Source organism: Ornithinimicrobium pekingense DSM 21552 (assembly GCF_000421185.1).
GTDB classification, from domain to species: domain Bacteria; phylum Actinomycetota; class Actinomycetes; order Actinomycetales; family Dermatophilaceae; genus Ornithinicoccus; species Ornithinicoccus pekingensis.
Genome location: NZ_ATWJ01000013.1, coordinates 237,538 through 253,918 on the forward strand (window position 1 = coordinate 237,538; position 16,381 = coordinate 253,918).

Here is a 16,381-nt window from a genome sequence, read left to right on the forward strand (position 1 = left end):
GCTGTCAGTCGCCCTTGTTCAACCCCGCGCTGATCATGCTCATCACCGACGAGTCGGCCAGGGTGGTCACGTCGCCGACCTCACGGTGCTCGGCGACGTCCTTGAGCAGGCGGCGCATGATCTTGCCCGAGCGGGTCTTGGGAAGCTCGGGGACGACCATGATCTGCCGCGGCTTGGCGATCGGGCCGATCTCCTTGGCCACGTGCTGGCGCAGCTCGGCGATGAGCTCGGCGCCCTCGCCCTCCTCGTCGGCCTCCGCGACCGCGTCGGCGCGCAGGATGACGAAGGCGCAGATCGCCTGGCCGGTGGTCTCGTCGGCGGCGCCCACGACCGCGGCCTCGGCGACCTTGGGGTGGGAGACCAGGGCGGACTCGATCTCGGCCGTGGACATCCGGTGGCCGGAGACGTTCATGACGTCGTCCACCCGCCCGAGGACCCAGATGTTGCCGTCCTCGTCGAGCTTGGCGCCGTCACCGGCGAAGTAGACGTTCTCGAACCGGCTCCAGTAGGTCTCCTTGTAGCGCTCCGGGTCGCCCCAGATGCCCCGCAGCATCGACGGCCACGGCTCGGTGAGGACCAGGTAGCCGCCGGACCCCTTCTCCACCGGCTTCCCGGTGTCGTCCACGACCGCGGCGGAGATGCCCGGGATCGGGCGCATCGCGGACCCGGGCCGGGCCGCGGTGACGCCGGGCAGCGGGCTGATCATGATCGCGCCGGTCTCGGTCTGCCACCAGGTGTCCACGATCGGGCAGCGGTCGCCGCCGATGACCTCGCGGTACCACATCCACGCCTCGGGGTTGATCGGCTCGCCCACCGAGCCGAGCAGGCGCAGCGAGGACAGGTCGAACTTCGCCGGGATGTCCTTGCCCCACTTCATGAACGTGCGGATCGCCGTCGGCGCGGTGTAGAGGACCGACACCTTCTTGTCCTGCACGATCTCCCAGAACCGGCCCTGGTGCGGGGTGTCGGGGGTGCCCTCGTACATCACCTGGGTGGCGCCGAGCGTCATCGGCCCGTAGACGATGTAGGAGTGGCCGGTGACCCAGCCGATGTCGGCGGTGCACCAGTAGACGTCGGACTCGGGGTGGATGTCGTGCACCACCGAGCTGGTGTAGGCCGTCTGCACCAGGAACCCGCCGGTGGCGTGGAAGATGCCCTTGGGCTTGCCCGTGGTGCCCGAGGTGTAGAGGATGAACAGCGGGTGCTCGGCGTCGAAGGCCTCCGGCTCGTGGGTGTCGGCGGCCGCCCCCAGCGCCTCGTGCCACCACAGGTCACGATCGTCGTCCCAGTCGACGTCCTGCTCGGTGCGCCGCACCACGAGCACCTTCTCGACGGGGGACTCCCCCACGGCCAGCGCCGCGTCCACGGCGGGCTTGAGCGCACCGGGCTTGCCGCGGCGCCAGCCGCCGTCGGCGGTGATGACCACCTTCGCGCCGGCGTCGTCGATGCGGCTGTGCAGCGCCTCGGCGGAGAACCCGCCGAAGACCACCGAGTGCGGGGCGCCCAGGCGGGCGCAGGCCAGCATCGCCACGACCGCCTCGGGGATCATCGGCAGGTAGATCGCGACCGCGTCACCCTTGCCGACGCCGAGGTCGGCCAGGGCGTTGGCCGCCTTCTGCACCTGGACGTGCAGGTCGGCGTAGGTGATGTCGCGGGTGTCACCCGGCTCGCCGACGAAGTGCAGCGCGACCCGGTCGCCGTGGCCCGCCTCGACGTGCTTGTCGACGGCGTTGACGCAGGCGTTGACCCTGCCGCCCACGAACCACTTCGCGAACGGGGCCTGCGACCAGTCGAGGACCTGGTCGAAGTCGGTCTCCCACTGCACGTACCTGCGGGCCTGCTCGGCCCAGAACCCCTCCCGGTCCTGCGCCGCGCGGTCGTAGAGCTCGGCCGTGCCGTTGGCCTGCGCCCCGAACTCCTCGCTCGGCGGGAAGGTCCGCTCCTCGTGCAGCAGGTTGGACAGGCCCTCGGACGTGGTCTCGGTCGACATCGTGCCTCCTTGCGTCGTTGCGTGGTCTGGGTTCGAGTATGCCGTGCGGCCGGGGTCGGTGGTCGACCGATGCGGACACCCGTGCCCGGGCAGGCTCCCGACCTCCACCTCGGCCCCGTCCCCCGGAGCACGCTGCCCGCTGGACACCGCGACCACTGTGCGGGCCCGGTATGCCGTGACGGAAGGCCTGCCGGGCCGGCCACCGGCGAGAGGCGGGCGGGGCGCGCCGAGCGGTCGTCCGGTCACGACGAGCGGCGGACCGGTGGTGCGGCGCGACGAACGGTCCCCCCGGTCCGCCGGGGCGGCAGTGTAGAGCCACCGCGCCGGCGCTGACCAGTGGGCAATATTGCCCATGTCCTCCGGCCCCCCGGCGCTCCTAGCGTGGGGACACCCACAGCCGACGACCCACCGGAGGTCCATGATGTCGTCCACGCCCACGCGCGCCCTTGTCGGACTGGCCCTGGCCGGCCTGGTGACCGCCTCGGTGGTCCCGGTCGCGACGGCCGGAGAGCGCAAGGGGGGTGATGACCGGGGCAGGGTCGTGGCGACGGGGCTGGACAGCCCGCGCCACCTGTCCGCCTCCGCACGCGGTGACCTCTACGTCGCCGAGGCGGGCGAGGGCGGCGACGACTGCGTCCTCGGCGAGGCACCGGGCGAGCCGGAGCCGGTCGAGGTGTGCGGCGGCACGACCGGGGCGGTCACCCGGGTGACCCACCGGGGCCACCAGAGCCGCGTCGTCACGGGCCTGCCGTCGTTGCGGCTGGGCGAGGACGTCATCGGCACCTCGGACGCCGAGCTGCACGGCCGGACCCTGATGATCTCCGTGGGCCTGGGCAACCCGCCCGAGACCCGGGACCACCTCGTCGAGGAGCACGGACGTGCCTACGCCCGCCTGGCCACCGTGCAGTCGGCCCGGCTCAAGGGCTCGCACACGACCAGGCTGCGCACGGAGGCCGACCTCGCCAGGTCCGAGACCCGGCGCAACCCCGACGGCGGCCTGCTCGACACCAACCCCAACTCGATCGCCCGTGACCGCGGGGGCTGGGTCGTCGCCGACGCCGGCGCCAACGACGTGCTCCGCCTCACCGACAAGGGCCGGCTGCGGCTGGTCACCGTGCTGCCCGAGGGCATGGCCGAGGCACCGCCCTTCCTCGAGCTGCCGCCCGGCACGCAGATCCCCTTCCAGCCGGTGCCGACCTCGGCCGTGCGCGGCCCGGACGGGGCGATCTACGTCAGCCAGCTGACCGGCTTCCCCTTCCCGCAGGACGGCGCCGGCATCTGGCGGGTCGGCCGCGACGGCGTGGCCCGCCCGTGGGCCACCGGCCTGACCAACGTCACCGACCTGGCCTTCGACCACAAGGGCCGGCTCTACGCGGTCCAGCTCTCCGACGTCGGGCTGCTCAACGAGACCGGCCTGCCCTCCGGGTCGCTGGTCCAGGTGCGCAAGAACGGCAACCACCGGACCGTCGTCGACGACCTCGACGCGCCGTTCGGGGTGGCGCTGCACCGGGGCGACGCCTACATCACCACGTGCACCGTCTGCGCGGACGGCGGCCAGGTGATGAGGTTCGACCTCGACCGCTGACGGCGGGGGCGCTCCCGCCGTCCGACCCGACCGGTCGTCGGTCCTCACGGGGGACCGGCGGCCGGCCGGTGCGTCAGGAACGGTTGCCGAAGCTGTCGGCGATGCGCTGCAGCCGCGCCCGGTAGTCGGCCCACCACCGGGCGTCGCCGGTGGCCATGTTGGTGTTGCGCGCGGAAAGTCCCACGGCCCCGTCCAGCTCCTCCCGCAGGATGTCGGCGTGCCCGGCGTGCCGGGCCAGGTCGCCGGTGACGTGCACGAGGACCTCGCCGAGCGTCGTCGTGGGCCTGCCCCACCACGGGACGTGGCCGGCTGCGGCCAGCGGCAGCTCGGTGATCGTCGCGTCGGCGTGCTGCTGCACGCGGGCGTAGAGGTCCAGGACGTCCTGCGTCGACTCCTCCGCGGGCACCCAGAAGTCGGCGTTGTCCTCCCCGTCCATGTCCCAGCCGAGCTCGAAGGGCACCGGCCGCCCGAAGACCAGGCCGAAGTACTCCGCCTCCACGCCCGTCGCGTGCCGCACCAGGCCCAGCAGGTTCGTGCCGGTCGGGGTCATCGGCGAGCGCACCTCGCGCTCGCCCAGGCCCTCCAGCTTCCAGATCAGGGCGTCGCGCTCGAGGCGCAGGTAGCGGTGCAGGGTGTCCTTGAGCTCCATACCCGCGAGGCTAGCGAGAGGTGATCTCCTCGGGGGTGTGCAGGCGCACCAGGGTGCGCGTGGCGGTGCGGGGTATGCCGTGCGGCGTCGCCAGCGAGACCACGACCGCCGTGAGCACGGCGGTCGGGACCGTCCACGCGGCCGGGTGGGCCAGGAGGGCCGCCGGCCATCCCGACCCCGGTCCGAGCACCACGCTGGCGACGAGCGAGCCGGTGGCCAGCACCGCCCCGGTGACCAGCCCCGCGGCCGCGCCGTGCACCGACAGCCGTGACCACCACACCCCGAGCGCGAGCAGCGGGAAGAAGGTCGAGGCGGCGACCACGAAGGCCAGCGTGACGAAGGCGGCGAGGGGGACCTCGGGGAAGAACCGGCTCACCGCGTAGGGGACGACGACCGCCACGACCGCGGCCAGGCGGAAGCCGGTGACCTCCGAGTGGTCGCCGGCGGTGACCCGGCCGAGCAGCGGGCGGAGCACGTCCTGGTTGAGCACGCCGGTGACCGCGACCGCCAGGCCGGAGGAGGTGGACAGGAAGGCGGCGAAGGCGCCACCGGCGAGGGCTGCCGTGAGCACGTCGGAGCCCAGTCCGGGCACGACCTCGGCCGGCAGCCGCAGCACGACCGTGTCGGCGCGGACCCCCGCGTCCAGGACCGGCAGGTAGGCGCGCCCGAGCACGCCGTAGACGATCGTGAAGACGTAGAACAGGCCGAGCAGCGCCAGGACGTGGACCGTCGTGCGGCGGGCGGCCGTGCCGTCGGGGTTGGTGTAGTAGCGCACCACGACGTGCGGCAGCCCGGTGGTGCCGAGCGCGAGGCCGACGACCAGCGAGAGCGTGCGGTAGAGGTGGTGCTCCTCGGGCGCGCGGCCGGTGAACGGCTGCGTCCAGCCCACCCCGACCTCCGGCGTCGGGCCCTGGGTGACCCACCACACCGCGAGGATCATCCCGGCGGGGATCGCGAGCGCGCTGAGCTTGAGCCAGTACTGCACGGCCTGGACCAGGGTGATCGAGCGCATCCCGCCGGCGGCGACGGCCAGGACGACCACGACCAGCACGACGAACGCGCCGACCCACAGCGGAGCCCCGGTGACCAGGCGCAGGGTGAAGGCGGCACCCTGGAACTGGGGGATGAGGTAGAGCCAGCCGATGAGGACGGCCAGCACCGAGCACAGGTGGCGCACCGCCCGCGACTCCAGGCGGGCCTCGGCGAAGTCGGGCAGGGTGTAGGCCCCGGAGCGGCGCAGCGGGGCGGCGACGAGGACGAGCAGCACGAGGTAGCCGACGGTGTAGCCGATCGGGTACCACAGCGCGTCGACGCCCTGGTCGTAGATGAGGCCGGCGACCCCGAGGAAGCTGGCGGCCGAGAGGTACTCCCCGCCGATCGCCGCGGCGTTGCGGCGCGGTGAGACGACACGGCCGGCGACGTAGAAGTCGCTGGTGCGCCGCGCCCACCGCAGCGCGAAGACGCTCAGCCCCAGCGTGACGAGGCAGACGGCGGCGATCGTGCCGACGGACAGCGGTCCGGCCACCGACCTCAGCGCTCCTGGGTGACGATGTCGGCGAACCGGCGCTCGGTCCGCTCGGCCTGCCGGGAGTAGACGGCGGCGGCGGCGATCATCGCCGGGTAGAGCAGCACCCCGAGGACGAGCCACGGGAAGGGCAGCGGGCCGAGGTGGAGCTCGCGGGTGGCGGGGACCGCGGCGAAGAGCAGCGGGAGCCCGAGCAGGGTGGTGGCGACCACGCCGAGCACCGCGAGCGCCAGGCGGAGCTGGGCCCGGAGCAGGCCCCGCAGGTAGAGCTCGCCGACCTCCGTCTGCTCGACGAGGGCGCTGGTCGCGGTGCGGCGCCGCGGGGCGCTGGCCCCGCGGCGGGAGGAGGTCACCCGGACCCGCTGCGTCGGCGCGCTCCTCGGCGCCCTCGAGGTCATGCCCCGAGCACCCGTTCGCGCACCTCGCGCACGTGCCGGCGGGCGACCGGCAGCTCGGTGCCGTCCGGGGCCAGGACGAGGCTGAGCTTGCCGTGGCCCTGGCGCACCTCGGCCACGTGCGCCAGGCTCACCAGGGTGGAGCGGTGGATGCGCACGAAGCCGGCGTCGGACCAGCGCTCCTCCAACGCGGCCATCGGGGTGCGCAGCAGGTGGGAGCCGGTGGCGGTGAAGAGCCGGACGTAGTCGCCCTGCGCCTGCACGTAGCGGACGGCCGAGCGCTGCACGAAGCGGGTCACGCCCCCCAGCTCCACGGGGATCCGCTCCTCCGCCGGCGGACCGCCGGGTGCGCCGGTGCCCGAGCCGCCCGTGGGAGCAGCCGGGGCGGGCCTGTCGGGACCGGTGTCGTCAGCGGCACCGCCCGGGGGTGCGCCCGGGGGTGCGCCCGGGCCCTCGGCGCCGGCGCGCGGCATACCCGCGACGACCCGGTCGACCGCCTGGGCCAGGCGCGCGGCGGACACCGGCTTCATGACGTAGTCGGTCGCGTGCACCTCGAAGGCGTCGACGGCGTGCTCGTCGTGGGCGGTGACGAAGATGATCTGGGGGCGGTCGGCGAAGCGGGCGATGACGCGGGCCAGCTCCATGCCGTCCAGCCCGGGCATCGAGATGTCGGAGAAGACGACGTCGACCGGGCCCGCCTCCAGGGCGCGCAGGGCGTCGGTGCCCGATCCGACCGCGACCACGGCCGAGAACCGCCCGTCCTGCTCGAGCAGGTAGGCCAGCTCGGAGAGGGCGGGCGGTTCGTCGTCGACGACGAGGGCGCGCATGGTGCCATCGTAGGCATCCGCCCTCCGGCGACCCGCTAGGTCGAGGGGTGCACGCCGGGCGCGTACTTCGGCACCCGGAAGCTGACCCGGGTGCCGAGCCCCGGGGCGGTCTCCACCACCAGCCCGTGGTCGTCGCCGTAGACCCGGCGCAGGCGGGCGTCGACGTTGCCCAGGCCGACCGACTCGCCGGAGCCGTCGCCCCCGGTCTCGCCGTCGAGCGCCCGGCGCACGTCCTCGGGGTCGGAGCCCGCCCCGTCGTCCTCGACGCTGATCTCGGCCAGGTCGCCGCGGTCGGTGGCGGTGATCGTCACGGTGCCCGTGCCCACCTTGTCGGCCAGGCCGTGGCGCACGGCGTTCTCGACGAGCGGCTGCACCGCCAGGTAGGGCACCGCGACGGTGAGCACCTCCGGGGCGACCAGCAGGTTGACCTGCAGCCGCTCGCCGAAGCGCGCCTGCTCCAGCACGAGGTAGCGCTCGACGTTGCGCAGCTCGTCGGCGAGGGTGGTGAAGGTGCCTCCGCGGCGCAGGGCGTAGCGGGTGAAGTCGGCGAACTCGAGGAGGAGCTCGCGGGCACGGTCGGGGTCCGTCCGCACGAAGCTGGCGATGGCGCCCAGGGAGTTGTAGATGAAGTGCGGGCTGATCTGCGCGCGCAGGCTGCGCAGCTCGGCCTCCATCGCCCGGGTGCGCTCCCGGTCGAGCTCGCCCAGCTCCAGCTGGCCGCTCACCCACGTCGCCACCTGCTCCGTCGCCCGCGCCAGCCCGGCCGACGGACGGTCGGAGTATGCCGCGAGCGTGCCGATCACGCGGTCCTCGACCACGATCGGGGCCACCACGCCGGCGCGCACGTCGCACTCCGGCCGGTCGCACGGCAGGTCGCGACGGCCCAGCACCACGACGTCACCGGTCGTCAGCACGCGCCCGGCGTGGTCGAAGGCCCGGTCGCCGTGGTGCTCGCCGTGCCCGGTCCACACGAGCAGGCCCTGGGTGTCGCAGAGGGCGAGCGCCGACCCGCCGAGCATGAGCCGCAGGTGCCGGGCCGCCTTGGTCGCGTTGTCCTCGGTCAGCCCCTCGCGCAGGTGGCGGCCGGCCTGGGCGCCGGTGCGCAGCGTCTCGTAGGTGATGCGGTCGGCCTCGGACAGGAAGCCCCGGGCCACCCGGCGGCGGCGCAGCCACAGCCAGGCCTGCAGCGCCACGAAGACGGTGGCGACGAGCAGGGCCGTCGGGAGGTGGAGGCCGTCCTGCATGGACGCAGACTAGGGCGCACGAGGCGGCGGGGCGCGCACCCGGCAGGTGACGTCATACCCCACGGGGTATGATGGCGGTGTTGTCCCCCACCACCCCGCACCACCAGGAGCGACCCCATGTCCTACGGCAAGCACACGCTCGACGACCTGCGCGGCCCGGCGCGTGAGCTGCGCTCGCGCATCCCCGAGGTCTACGCCGGCTACTCGGCGACGCACAAGGCGGCCCTGGCGCCGGGCGAGCTCGACGTCGCGACCAAGGAGCTCATCGCCCTGGCGATCGCCGTCAGCAGCCAGTGCGACGGGTGCATCGCCAGCCACGCCCGCGGCGCCGCCCGGGCCGGGGCCACGGAGCAGCAGGTCGCCGAGGCGCTCGGCGTGGCGATCCTCATGAACGGCGGGCCCTCGACGGTCTACGGCCCGCGGGCGATGGAGGCCTTCCTGGAGCTCGCCGGGCCCGCGCAGCCGCAGGAGCCGGCCTCGTCCTGACCGAGGCACCCGGTCGCACCGGCCGCACCGGTCACGTCGCCATCGCCCTTGGGCGGTGGACCTCGTCCAGCTGGGCGATGTCGACCGTCCGAGGGCGCGGTCGTCGTGCCGGGGGGAGCCTGGTTCAGCGCTCCTCGTCGGTCCACCACCCGGGCTCGCGGCCGTCCTCGCCGGCGTCCAGGGTCAGGGTGAGCCGCTCGTCGCCGGCGGAGAGCAGCAGCGCGATCCGGGTGCCGGTGACCTCGGTCACGCTGACCTGCGCACGGGTCAGCCACGGGTGGCGGCGGCGGAGCGAGACCAGGTGACGGTGGGTGTCCAGGACCTCCTGCCCCCGGCCGTCGAGCTCGTCGGGCCCGGCCGGGAAGCGCGGGCGGATCTCGTCGTCGCCGCCGGGCCGGTCGTGCTTCGTGCCGGTCATGCCGAACTCGTCCCCGGCGTAGACGGACGGCACGCCGGGCAGGAGCATGAGCAGCGCCACCGCCAGGGGCAGGTGGCGCTCGTCGTGCAGCCGGGTGGCGATGCGGGTCACGTCGTGGTTGCCGACGAAGGTCTGCGGCACGAAGGCCCGGCACAGGTCGGCGTGCCGGCCGACCGTCCACGCGAGCTCGTGCAGGTTGCGGTCGTTCAGCGAGCTCCAGACCGACTTCCACAGCTCGTACTGCGTCACCGAGTCCACGCCGGAGGCCGCCACGAAGTCCTCGTAGGGGCCGTGGATGACCTCGGCCAGGATCCACACCTGCGGGTATGCCGCGCGCACCCGCTCGACGATGCCGCGCCAGCTCTGCGCCCCCGGCGCGTAGGCGGCGTCGAGGCGCCATGCGTCGACCCCGCGGGAGAGCCAGTGCGTCATCACCTCCACCACGTGGTCGGCGACCGGGGGGTGCGTCAGGTCCAGCTCGACCAGGTCCAGGTGGCCCTCGAAGCAGAGCGGGTAGCCCTCGCTCCACCGCAGCCAGCGGCCCTCCTCGCTGTCCGGACCTGCGGCGAGGGCACGCTGCACGACCGGGTGGTCACGGCTGACGTGGTTGAAGACCCCGTCCAGGCAGACCCGCACACCGCGGGCCCGCGCCTCGCGCAGCAGCTCGTCGAGGTCGCGGTCGTCGCCGAGCCGGGGGTCGACCCGCAGGTGGTCGAGGGTGTCGTAGCCGTGCGTGCGGGAGGCGAACACCGGGCCCAGGAGCAGCCCGTTGGCGCCGAGACGGACGACGTGGTCGAGCCAGCCGGTCAGCCGGCCGAGCCGGTGCCGCACCGGCTCGTCGTCCGCGGCGGTCGGCTCGGCCCCGACGAAGCCCAGCGGGTAGCAGTGCCACCAGATGACGTGGTCGGCCCAGCCCATCAGCGCACCTGCGACGGCTGCGGACGGACGACGTCGACGAGCAGCACGGCGGACAGCTCGGTCGCGGCCTGACGCACCTGGTCGAGGTCCACGGCCGCGTGCCGCTCGGCCACCGAGGGCTCGACGCTCGTGAGCACCGCGTCACCACCGCGCTCGGCCACCCGGACGGCGAGGTCCTGGCGCAGCTGCTCGCTGAGCAGGCCGCCCTCCCCGCCCGCGCGCCGGGCGAGCTCGACGGCATACCGCTCGGCGTCGGTGACCGCCTGCTCGTCGTCGCTGGTGAGCATGAGCGCGGCACGCTCGAGCAGGCAGGTGCCGCGGCCCACGTCCCCGTCCCCGAGCTCGGCGACGGCCCGGGTGAGCAGCGGGCGGTCGTCGCGCCCCGCCTGCGCCGCGATGAGCGCCAGCTCGATGCCGAGCACCCGCTCCCGGGTGCGCGCGCCGACGTCACCCTGGCGCAGCCCGGGCGTGTAGTGCTCCGAGGGGGCGCTCTGGGCCATCGTGTCAAGGTACTCGCGCTGGGCCTCGTCCGGGGTGTGGACGGTGTCGCGCAGCGGGATCGCGCGGATCGCGAGCGTGGCGAGGAAGACGACGGCCATGATGGGCAGGCCGAGCACGAAGACGTCGTGCAGCTGGTCGGCCAGGCCGGCCCGCACGGCGGCGAGCACCTCCGGGGGCAGGTCGGCGGTGGCGGCCGGGTCGAGCGCCGCACCGGCGCCCAGCTCGTCGAAGGCACCGCCCGCCTGCTCGGCGACGTCGGCCGGAAGGCGCGAGGCGATCGCCGGGCCCATGCCGATCGTCATGACGGCGCCGAAGAGCGCGATCCCGACGGTGTTGCCGACGTTGCGGAAGAACTGCAGCGCGGCCGTGCCGACGCCCAGGTCGGCCCGGGACACGGCGTTCTGCACCACGAGGGTGTACTGCTGCATCGACAGCCCCAGCCCCGTGCCCATCACCGCGATGGCGGCGGTCAGCTGCCACTCGGTGGAGCCGGCGTCGAGCCGGGTCAGCATCCACAGGCCGACGGCGATGACGACGGTGCCCAGCAGCATCAGCTCCTTGTAGCGGCCGGTGAGCGTGACCAGGTAGCCGGACACGATGCCGATGACGATCAGCCCCAGCATCATCGGCATGAGGATCAGGCCCGACTCGGTCGCGCCGACCCCCAGCACGCCCTGGGCGTAGACCGGGACGTAGATGATCGCGCCGAACATCACCATCGCCAGGCCGAACGCCGCGACGTTGGCCCAGGTGAAGATGCTGTTGCGGAACAGCCCCAGCGGCAGCAGCGGGTTCTCCGCGCGCAGCTCGACCAGGACGAAGAGCGCCAGCAGCACGGCGCCGCCGGCGAGGAGGCCGACGATCACCGGCGAGCCCCACGGGTAGGTGACGCCGCCGAAGGAGATCGCCAGCAGCACCGCCACCAGCGCCGGGGTGAGGGTGACGATGCCGAGCACGTCGACCCGTCCCCGCGTCGCGGTGTGGTCCAGGTGCAGGAAGCGGGCGATGATGAACACCGCCGCCACCCCGATGGGCAGGGCCGCGAAGAACAGCCAGCGCCAGCCCCAGTGGTCGGTGATCCACCCGCCGGCGATCGGGCCGGCGACCGAGGTCACGCCGAAGACGGCACCCATCAGGCCCTGGTACTTCCCGCGCTGCCGGGCGGGGATGATGTCGCCGATGATCGTCTGGGACAGCGGCATCAGCGTGCCCATCCCCAGACCCTGGACCGCGCGTCCCGCGACGAGCGTCCAGAAGTTCGGCGCGAGCCCGGAGATGACCGAGCCGACCATGAAGACCACCAGACCGCCCAGGTAGAACCGGCGGCGGCCGAAGATGTCGGAGAGCTTGCCCACGATCGGGACCACGATGGCCGAGACGAGCATGGCGGCCGTGGCGACCCAGCTGTAGTGGTCCATCCCGCCGAGCTCGACGACGATCCGCGGCATCGCCGGGCCGACGATGCCCTGGCTGATGGAGGCGACGAACATGCCGAGCATGAGGCCGACGAAGACGCGGCGGTGCTCGGGCGAGAGGCGGTAGGGGGCGGGGGCGGTCGCGGTCACGGCGCGCTCCGCTCGCGCCGGTCGGCCCGGCGGGCCTCGAGCGAGTCGGTCAGCTGGGAGAGCAGGCGCGCCAGCTCGGCCCGGTCGTGCTCGGCCCAGCCGTCGAGGGCGTCGGTGACCAGGGCCACCCGCCGCGCGCGCTCGCGCCCGACGGCGGCGGCGCCGGCGTCGGTCAGGGACAGCAGCGAGGCGCGGCCGTCGGCGGGGTCCGGCCGGCGGCCGATCAGGCCACGGTCGGCGAGCGAGCCGAGGCGGCGGCTCATGGTGGAGGGGTCCAGGCCCTCGGCCCGGGCCAGGTCGCGCGAGCGCACCTCGGCCCCCTCGGTGCCGGGCAGGGCGAGCCGGACGAGCACGATGAAGTCGGTGCGGGACAGCTCCTCGCCCTGGAAGTCGTGGATGAGGCGGCCCATCGAGGTGATGGCGCGCGCCAGCTGCTCAGAAAGTTGCATGATGCACACATCATCGTCGTCCGGGCGTGGTTTATTCCGCTCCCCCTGTCCACCGGTCGGTGACGGCGATGACTTCGGGGCGCCGCCCGGGTCGGACCTGGTGACGGCGCCCGCGTCGGCGGCGCACGGCATACCCGACCCGGAGGAGACCCGACATGCCTCAGCACCACCTGCTCTTCGTCAACCTGCCCGTGGCCGACCTCGGGCGCAGCCGGGCGTTCTTCGCGGGCCTGGGCTACCCCTTCGACGAGGACTACTGCGACTCCGACGCGCTGTGCCTGCGGCTGGGCCCCACCCACTACGCGATGCTGCTGCGCGAGGACTTCTTCGCCGGCTTCCACGACCGGCGGAGGGCCCCGCGCGGCTCGGTGGAGACGCTGCTGTGCCTGTCGGCCGACTCGCGGGAGGCGGTCGACGAGCTCGTCGACCGGGCCGTCCTGGCCGGCGGCCGCGACGTGCGGACCGAGGACCACGGCTTCATGTACGGCCGGTCCTACAGCGACCTGGACGGTCACATCTGGGAGGTCATGTGGATGGACCCGCAGGCCGCGGGGGCTGGACCGGAGGCGCTGGTCGGTGCCAGTGTGGACGGCGGGCCCGGTGCGGCCGGGCCCCGCGACGAAGGGGAGATGCGATGACCGTGCTCGACGGCGGACGGACCGCGACGGCGCAGGCCGCCACCGACACGACGTTCGAGGAGCTGACCGCACCGCTGCGGGGTGAGCTGCTGGCGCACTGCTACCGGATGCTGGGGTCGGCCGGGGAGGCCGAGGACATGGTGCAGGAGACCTACCTGCGCGCCTGGCGGGCGTTCCACTCCTTCGAGGGCCGCTCCTCGGTGCGCACGTGGATGTACACGATCGCCACCAACACCTGCCTGACCGCCCTGAAGCGGCAGTCGCGACGCCCGCTGCCCAGCGGCCTGGGCCAGCCGCCGGGCGACCCCCGCGTGCCCGTCGTGGAGGACCGCTCGCGGGACTGGCTCGAGCCCCTGCCCGACCGGATGGTCTGGGGCGAGGCGCAGCCGGACCCGGCCGAGGCCGCCGTCGCCAGCGAGGGGGTGCAGCTGGCGGTCGTCGCCGCGCTCCAGGACCTGCCCCCGCGCCAGCGCGCCGCCCTCGTGCTGCGCGACGTGCTGCAGCTGTCGGCGGCCGAGACCGCCGAGGCGCTGGGGTGCACGGTCGCCGCGGCCAACTCCGCGCTCCAGCGGGCCCGGGCCACCCTGGGCGACGGCGTCAGCAGCGCCGGGCGCCGGGTGCACGAGCTCACCGAGGGCGAGCGCGAGATCTTCGCGCGCTTCTGCGAGGCCTTCGAGCGGTATGACGTGCCCGCGGTGGTCGGGGTGATGGCCGACCAGGCGCGCTGGCAGATGCCGCCGTTCGACCGCTACTACCTGGGCCGGCAGGCGATCGCCGACCTCATCGGCACCCAGTGCCCGGCCAGCGGGCCGCTCGACCTGCGCATGGTGCCGACCGTCTCCAACGGCCAGCCCGCCGCGGGGATGTACCTGCGCGGCCCCGACGGCGTCCACCGGCCCTTCCAGCTGTGCGTGCTGGACATCGTCGACGGGCAGGTGACCTCGGTGGTGGGCTTCTTCTCCCCCGACGCGTTCGAGCAGGCCGGGCTGCCGGGGGAGCTGAGCAGCTGAGCGGCCGGGTCCGGGGACGACGAAGGCCGCACCGTGCGCCGAGGAGGTCGGCGGGCGGTGCGGCCCGTGTCGTGCTGCCGGAATCCCGGCGTTGCCGGCGGGGGCGTCAGCGGGGCAGGTGCTCCACCGGGCGCCAGGAGGCGCCGACGCGGCCCAGGGTGTGGGCGCCGCGGGCGACACCACGCCCGAGGTCGGCGGGGGCGGCTCCGCGCGCACCGGCCGCACGGCCGATCACGAGCAGGGAGATCAGGGACAGGGCGACCAGCAGGGTCAGCTCGAGCATGGGTCAACCTCCTTGGGTCAGATCGTGGTTCAGGGTCCGACCACCGGTGACGACCGAGGTCGTCTGGTGATCTGTCATCTAATCTGACAGGCTTTTTTCATAAGGACAAGTCACGGTTTCTGCCGGGTACCTGTAAGAATGCCTACATGTTCAACCCCGACCACCTGATCACCCTGCGTGCCGTCGTCGAGGAGGGCACGGTGCTCGCCGCGGCCGACCGGCTGCGCCTCACCCCCTCGGCCGTCAGCCAGCAGCTGGGGCGCCTCCAGGAGCAGGTCGGACAGCCCGTGATGGTGCGTCAGGGCAGGGGTCTGGTGCCCACCGACGTGGCCGCCGTCCTGGTCCGTCTGGCCCACGACGTGGAGGAGCTGGACGAGCGGGCCCGGGCCGAGCTGGACCGCCTGCGCGAGCAGGTCTCGGGGCCGCTGGTTGTCGCCGCGTTCGCGACCGCCCTGCGCGGCCTCGTCGCGCCGGCCACGCGGCTCCTGGCCCAGAGGTACCCCCACCTGGAGGTGACGATCCGCGAGCACACCCCCGAGGAGGCGATGCCCGCGCTGCGCCGCGGCGACGTGGACCTGGTGCTGGTGCACGACTGGACCGACCGGCACGTCTCGATCCGGACCGGGCTGCTCGCCCACCTGCTCGGCCTCGACCCGGTCGACCTGGCCACCCTGCGCGACGAGCCGCTGCAGGTCGGCCCGGAGGGGGTCGACCTCGACGACCTGGGCGGCCGGGTGTGGATCGACGACACCCCGGGCGTCTTCAGCGACTGGCTGCGCGGGGCGCTCCAGGAGCGCGGGCTGCCGCACCGCATCGGGGCGACGGTGGACAACCCGACCGCCCGGCTGGAGCTGGTGGCCCACGGCTTCGGCATCTGCCTGCTCCCCCGGCTCGGCCGCGACGTCGTGCCGGCGCAGGTCGTCACCCACCCGCTCATCGAGGCCCCGACCCGCCGGGTCCACGCGGTCCACCGCGACGCCAGCGGACGCCGGCCCGCGGTCGAGGCGGCCGTGGAAGCCCTGCGGGACGTCTGGCGGGCCCGCGAGGAGCTGCCGGACGACCCCAACGGCACGTGAGGCCGCGCACGACCCACTCACGCGAGTGCGCTGTGCACGCCATACCCCGCGAGGGCGTGCAGGCACCTGACTTCGATGGTGGCGCCGGAGAAGGTCGCTCGCGCGGGGGTAATTTCCCTCGCACGAGCACTGTTCCCCCGCGCGAGCACTGTTCCCCCGCAGGCGAGGCTCAGGCGCTGCGGCCGGCGACCGAGGCGATGCCCAGCCAGGTGTGGTGGTTGCCCGCCCAGCACCAGCCGAGCTTGGGCGCGCCACGACGGTCGCGCCCGTCGCGACCGGTGCCGTTGCTGATCCACAGCGCGGGCACCCTGCGGTCCAGGCGACCGGGGCGCGAGGCTGGCCGGCGTGACCCGGACGTCATGAAGCAGCGGTTGCGCTCCAGCAGCGCGGGCACCTGCAGCGCCCAGGCGACACCCTCGGCGGCCGTCATCAGGCTGCGGCCACGGTCGCGGATCTGCGGGTCCACGGTGTCGGGGCTGAGGTCGACGTACTCGTCGCCGCGCTCGGGCCCGGCCACCGCGTAGAGGTCGGCATCCGGCAGCTCGACGCCCTCGGCCGGGCCGAACTCCTCCAGGTCGGTGAGGTCCTCGACCACGAACCCGCTGCGCCCGCCCAGCCGCAGCAGCGGCACGAGGTCGGCCACCGGGGTGTGCCGTGGGTGCACGACGAGCAGGTCGCCCCGCAGTCCCTCCGGCAGGGGCGGGACCTCCAGCCCGAGCCGCAGCAGGTGGGCGTGCTGGTCGGCCAGCGAGGGCAGGGTGGGGACGGGTGCGGACACGGGCGGCCTCCTGGGTCGACGACCCCGGTCAACGCCGCAGCGGC

The 16,381-nt window shown here is 74.0% G+C and carries 16 protein-coding genes; 5 read left to right on the forward strand and 11 right to left on the reverse strand.

Annotation, left to right across the window (positions count from 1 at the left end; all coding sequences use genetic code 11):
• Nucleotides 1–4: 4 nt before the first annotated feature.
• Nucleotides 5–1,990: an acetate--CoA ligase gene (gene acs / locus K330_RS0115430; RefSeq protein WP_022922718.1), complete on the reverse strand. Its 1,986-nt coding sequence runs from the start codon at nt 1,988–1,990 to the stop codon at nt 5–7.
• 421 nt (nt 1,991–2,411) lie between these two features.
• Between acs and K330_RS21730 the strand changes: the two genes are divergently transcribed.
• Nucleotides 2,412–3,575, forward strand: a complete 1,164-nt coding sequence (locus K330_RS21730) for a ScyD/ScyE family protein (RefSeq protein WP_051145636.1) — start codon at nt 2,412–2,414, stop codon at nt 3,573–3,575.
• Nucleotides 3,576–3,648: 73 nt separating this feature from the next.
• Here K330_RS21730 and K330_RS0115440 read toward each other — a convergent pair whose 3' ends face one another.
• From K330_RS0115440 to K330_RS0115460, 5 genes are read right to left on the reverse strand one after another with little or no spacing between them, the layout of a single operon-like run.
• Nucleotides 3,649–4,224 (reverse strand): DinB family protein, encoded by a 576-nt coding sequence (locus K330_RS0115440; RefSeq protein WP_022922720.1) that lies wholly within the window; start codon nt 4,222–4,224, stop codon nt 3,649–3,651.
• Nucleotides 4,225–4,234: 10 nt separating this feature from the next.
• Nucleotides 4,235–5,749, reverse strand: coding sequence for a sodium/solute symporter (locus K330_RS0115445; RefSeq protein ID WP_022922721.1), 1,515 nt, complete (start codon nt 5,747–5,749; stop codon nt 4,235–4,237).
• 5 nt (nt 5,750–5,754) lie between these two features.
• Nucleotides 5,755–6,147 (reverse strand): hypothetical protein, encoded by a 393-nt coding sequence (locus tag K330_RS0115450; RefSeq protein ID WP_022922722.1) that lies wholly within the window; start codon nt 6,145–6,147, stop codon nt 5,755–5,757.
• Nucleotides 6,144–6,971 (reverse strand): LytR/AlgR family response regulator transcription factor, encoded by an 828-nt coding sequence (locus K330_RS0115455; RefSeq protein ID WP_022922723.1) that lies wholly within the window; start codon nt 6,969–6,971, stop codon nt 6,144–6,146. The genes K330_RS0115450 and K330_RS0115455 overlap by 4 nt, the downstream gene beginning before the upstream one ends.
• A 35-nt stretch (nt 6,972–7,006) precedes the next feature.
• Nucleotides 7,007–8,215, reverse strand: coding sequence for a GAF domain-containing sensor histidine kinase (locus tag K330_RS0115460; protein ID WP_022922724.1), 1,209 nt, complete (start codon nt 8,213–8,215; stop codon nt 7,007–7,009).
• 117 nt (nt 8,216–8,332) lie between these two features.
• Between K330_RS0115460 and K330_RS21735 the strand changes: the two genes are divergently transcribed.
• Entirely contained in the window at nt 8,333–8,701 is a 369-nt protein-coding gene (locus K330_RS21735) for a carboxymuconolactone decarboxylase family protein (protein ID WP_022922725.1), read from the forward strand.
• Nucleotides 8,702–8,825: 124 nt separating this feature from the next.
• Here the strand turns inward: K330_RS21735 and K330_RS0115470 are convergent, their stop codons facing one another.
• Genes K330_RS0115470 through K330_RS21745 form a run of 3 tightly spaced genes read right to left on the reverse strand, consistent with a single transcriptional unit; the run spans nt 8,826 to nt 12,552 of the window.
• Entirely contained in the window at nt 8,826–10,037 is a 1,212-nt protein-coding gene (locus K330_RS0115470) for an alpha-amylase family glycosyl hydrolase (protein WP_022922726.1), read from the reverse strand.
• Nucleotides 10,037–12,103 (reverse strand): MDR family MFS transporter, encoded by a 2,067-nt coding sequence (locus tag K330_RS21740; protein ID WP_022922727.1) that lies wholly within the window; start codon nt 12,101–12,103, stop codon nt 10,037–10,039. The genes K330_RS0115470 and K330_RS21740 overlap by 1 nt, the downstream gene beginning before the upstream one ends.
• Nucleotides 12,100–12,552 (reverse strand): MarR family winged helix-turn-helix transcriptional regulator, encoded by a 453-nt coding sequence (locus K330_RS21745; protein WP_169448595.1) that lies wholly within the window; start codon nt 12,550–12,552, stop codon nt 12,100–12,102. Before K330_RS21745 ends, K330_RS21740 begins: the two co-directional genes overlap by 4 nt.
• A 155-nt stretch (nt 12,553–12,707) precedes the next feature.
• On the opposite strand from K330_RS21745, the gene K330_RS21750 reads away from it, so the two are divergent.
• Nucleotides 12,708–13,190, forward strand: coding sequence for a VOC family protein (locus K330_RS21750; protein WP_022922729.1), 483 nt, complete (start codon nt 12,708–12,710; stop codon nt 13,188–13,190).
• The gene (locus K330_RS0115490; RefSeq protein WP_022922730.1) at nt 13,187–14,200 is read left to right on the forward strand and encodes a sigma-70 family RNA polymerase sigma factor; all 1,014 of its coding nucleotides are present in this window, start codon (nt 13,187–13,189) and stop codon (nt 14,198–14,200) included. The genes K330_RS21750 and K330_RS0115490 overlap by 4 nt, the downstream gene beginning before the upstream one ends.
• 106 nt (nt 14,201–14,306) lie before the next feature.
• On the opposite strand, the gene K330_RS23765 is transcribed toward K330_RS0115490, so the two are convergent.
• On the reverse strand, nt 14,307–14,483 hold the full coding sequence (locus K330_RS23765) for a hypothetical protein (protein ID WP_022922731.1): 177 nt from the start codon (nt 14,481–14,483) through the stop codon (nt 14,307–14,309).
• Between the two features lie 146 nt (nt 14,484–14,629).
• Between K330_RS23765 and K330_RS0115500 the strand changes: the two genes are divergently transcribed.
• Entirely contained in the window at nt 14,630–15,559 is a 930-nt protein-coding gene (locus K330_RS0115500) for a LysR substrate-binding domain-containing protein (RefSeq protein WP_022922732.1), read from the forward strand.
• A gap of 169 nt (nt 15,560–15,728) precedes the next feature.
• Here K330_RS0115500 and K330_RS0115505 read toward each other — a convergent pair whose 3' ends face one another.
• Nucleotides 15,729–16,337 carry a DUF5701 family protein gene (locus K330_RS0115505; RefSeq protein WP_022922733.1) on the reverse strand — a complete coding sequence of 203 codons (609 nt, stop codon included), beginning with the start codon at nt 16,335–16,337 and terminating at the stop codon, nt 15,729–15,731.
• Nucleotides 16,338–16,381 lie beyond the last annotated feature (44 nt).

What these genes read in the sequence shown, in the direction of transcription:
- acs (WP_022922718.1), bottom strand. Translation starts at nt 1,990, where the DNA reads ATGTCGACCGAGACCACGTCCGAGGGCCTGTCCAACCTGCTGCACGAG.
- K330_RS21730 (WP_051145636.1), top strand. Translation starts at nt 2,412, where the DNA reads ATGTCGTCCACGCCCACGCGCGCCCTTGTCGGACTGGCCCTGGCCGGC.
- K330_RS0115440 (WP_022922720.1), bottom strand. Translation starts at nt 4,224, where the DNA reads ATGGAGCTCAAGGACACCCTGCACCGCTACCTGCGCCTCGAGCGCGAC.
- K330_RS0115450 (WP_022922722.1), bottom strand. Translation starts at nt 6,147, where the DNA reads ATGACCTCGAGGGCGCCGAGGAGCGCGCCGACGCAGCGGGTCCGGGTG.
- K330_RS0115455 (WP_022922723.1), bottom strand. Translation starts at nt 6,971, where the DNA reads ATGCGCGCCCTCGTCGTCGACGACGAACCGCCCGCCCTCTCCGAGCTG.
- K330_RS0115460 (WP_022922724.1), bottom strand. Translation starts at nt 8,215, where the DNA reads ATGCAGGACGGCCTCCACCTCCCGACGGCCCTGCTCGTCGCCACCGTC.
- K330_RS21735 (WP_022922725.1), top strand. Translation starts at nt 8,333, where the DNA reads ATGTCCTACGGCAAGCACACGCTCGACGACCTGCGCGGCCCGGCGCGT.
- K330_RS0115470 (WP_022922726.1), bottom strand. Translation starts at nt 10,037, where the DNA reads ATGGGCTGGGCCGACCACGTCATCTGGTGGCACTGCTACCCGCTGGGC.
- K330_RS21745 (WP_169448595.1), bottom strand. Translation starts at nt 12,552, where the DNA reads ATGCAACTTTCTGAGCAGCTGGCGCGCGCCATCACCTCGATGGGCCGC.
- K330_RS21750 (WP_022922729.1), top strand. Translation starts at nt 12,708, where the DNA reads ATGCCTCAGCACCACCTGCTCTTCGTCAACCTGCCCGTGGCCGACCTC.
- K330_RS0115490 (WP_022922730.1), top strand. Translation starts at nt 13,187, where the DNA reads ATGACCGTGCTCGACGGCGGACGGACCGCGACGGCGCAGGCCGCCACC.
- K330_RS23765 (WP_022922731.1), bottom strand. Translation starts at nt 14,483, where the DNA reads ATGCTCGAGCTGACCCTGCTGGTCGCCCTGTCCCTGATCTCCCTGCTC.
- K330_RS0115500 (WP_022922732.1), top strand. Translation starts at nt 14,630, where the DNA reads ATGTTCAACCCCGACCACCTGATCACCCTGCGTGCCGTCGTCGAGGAG.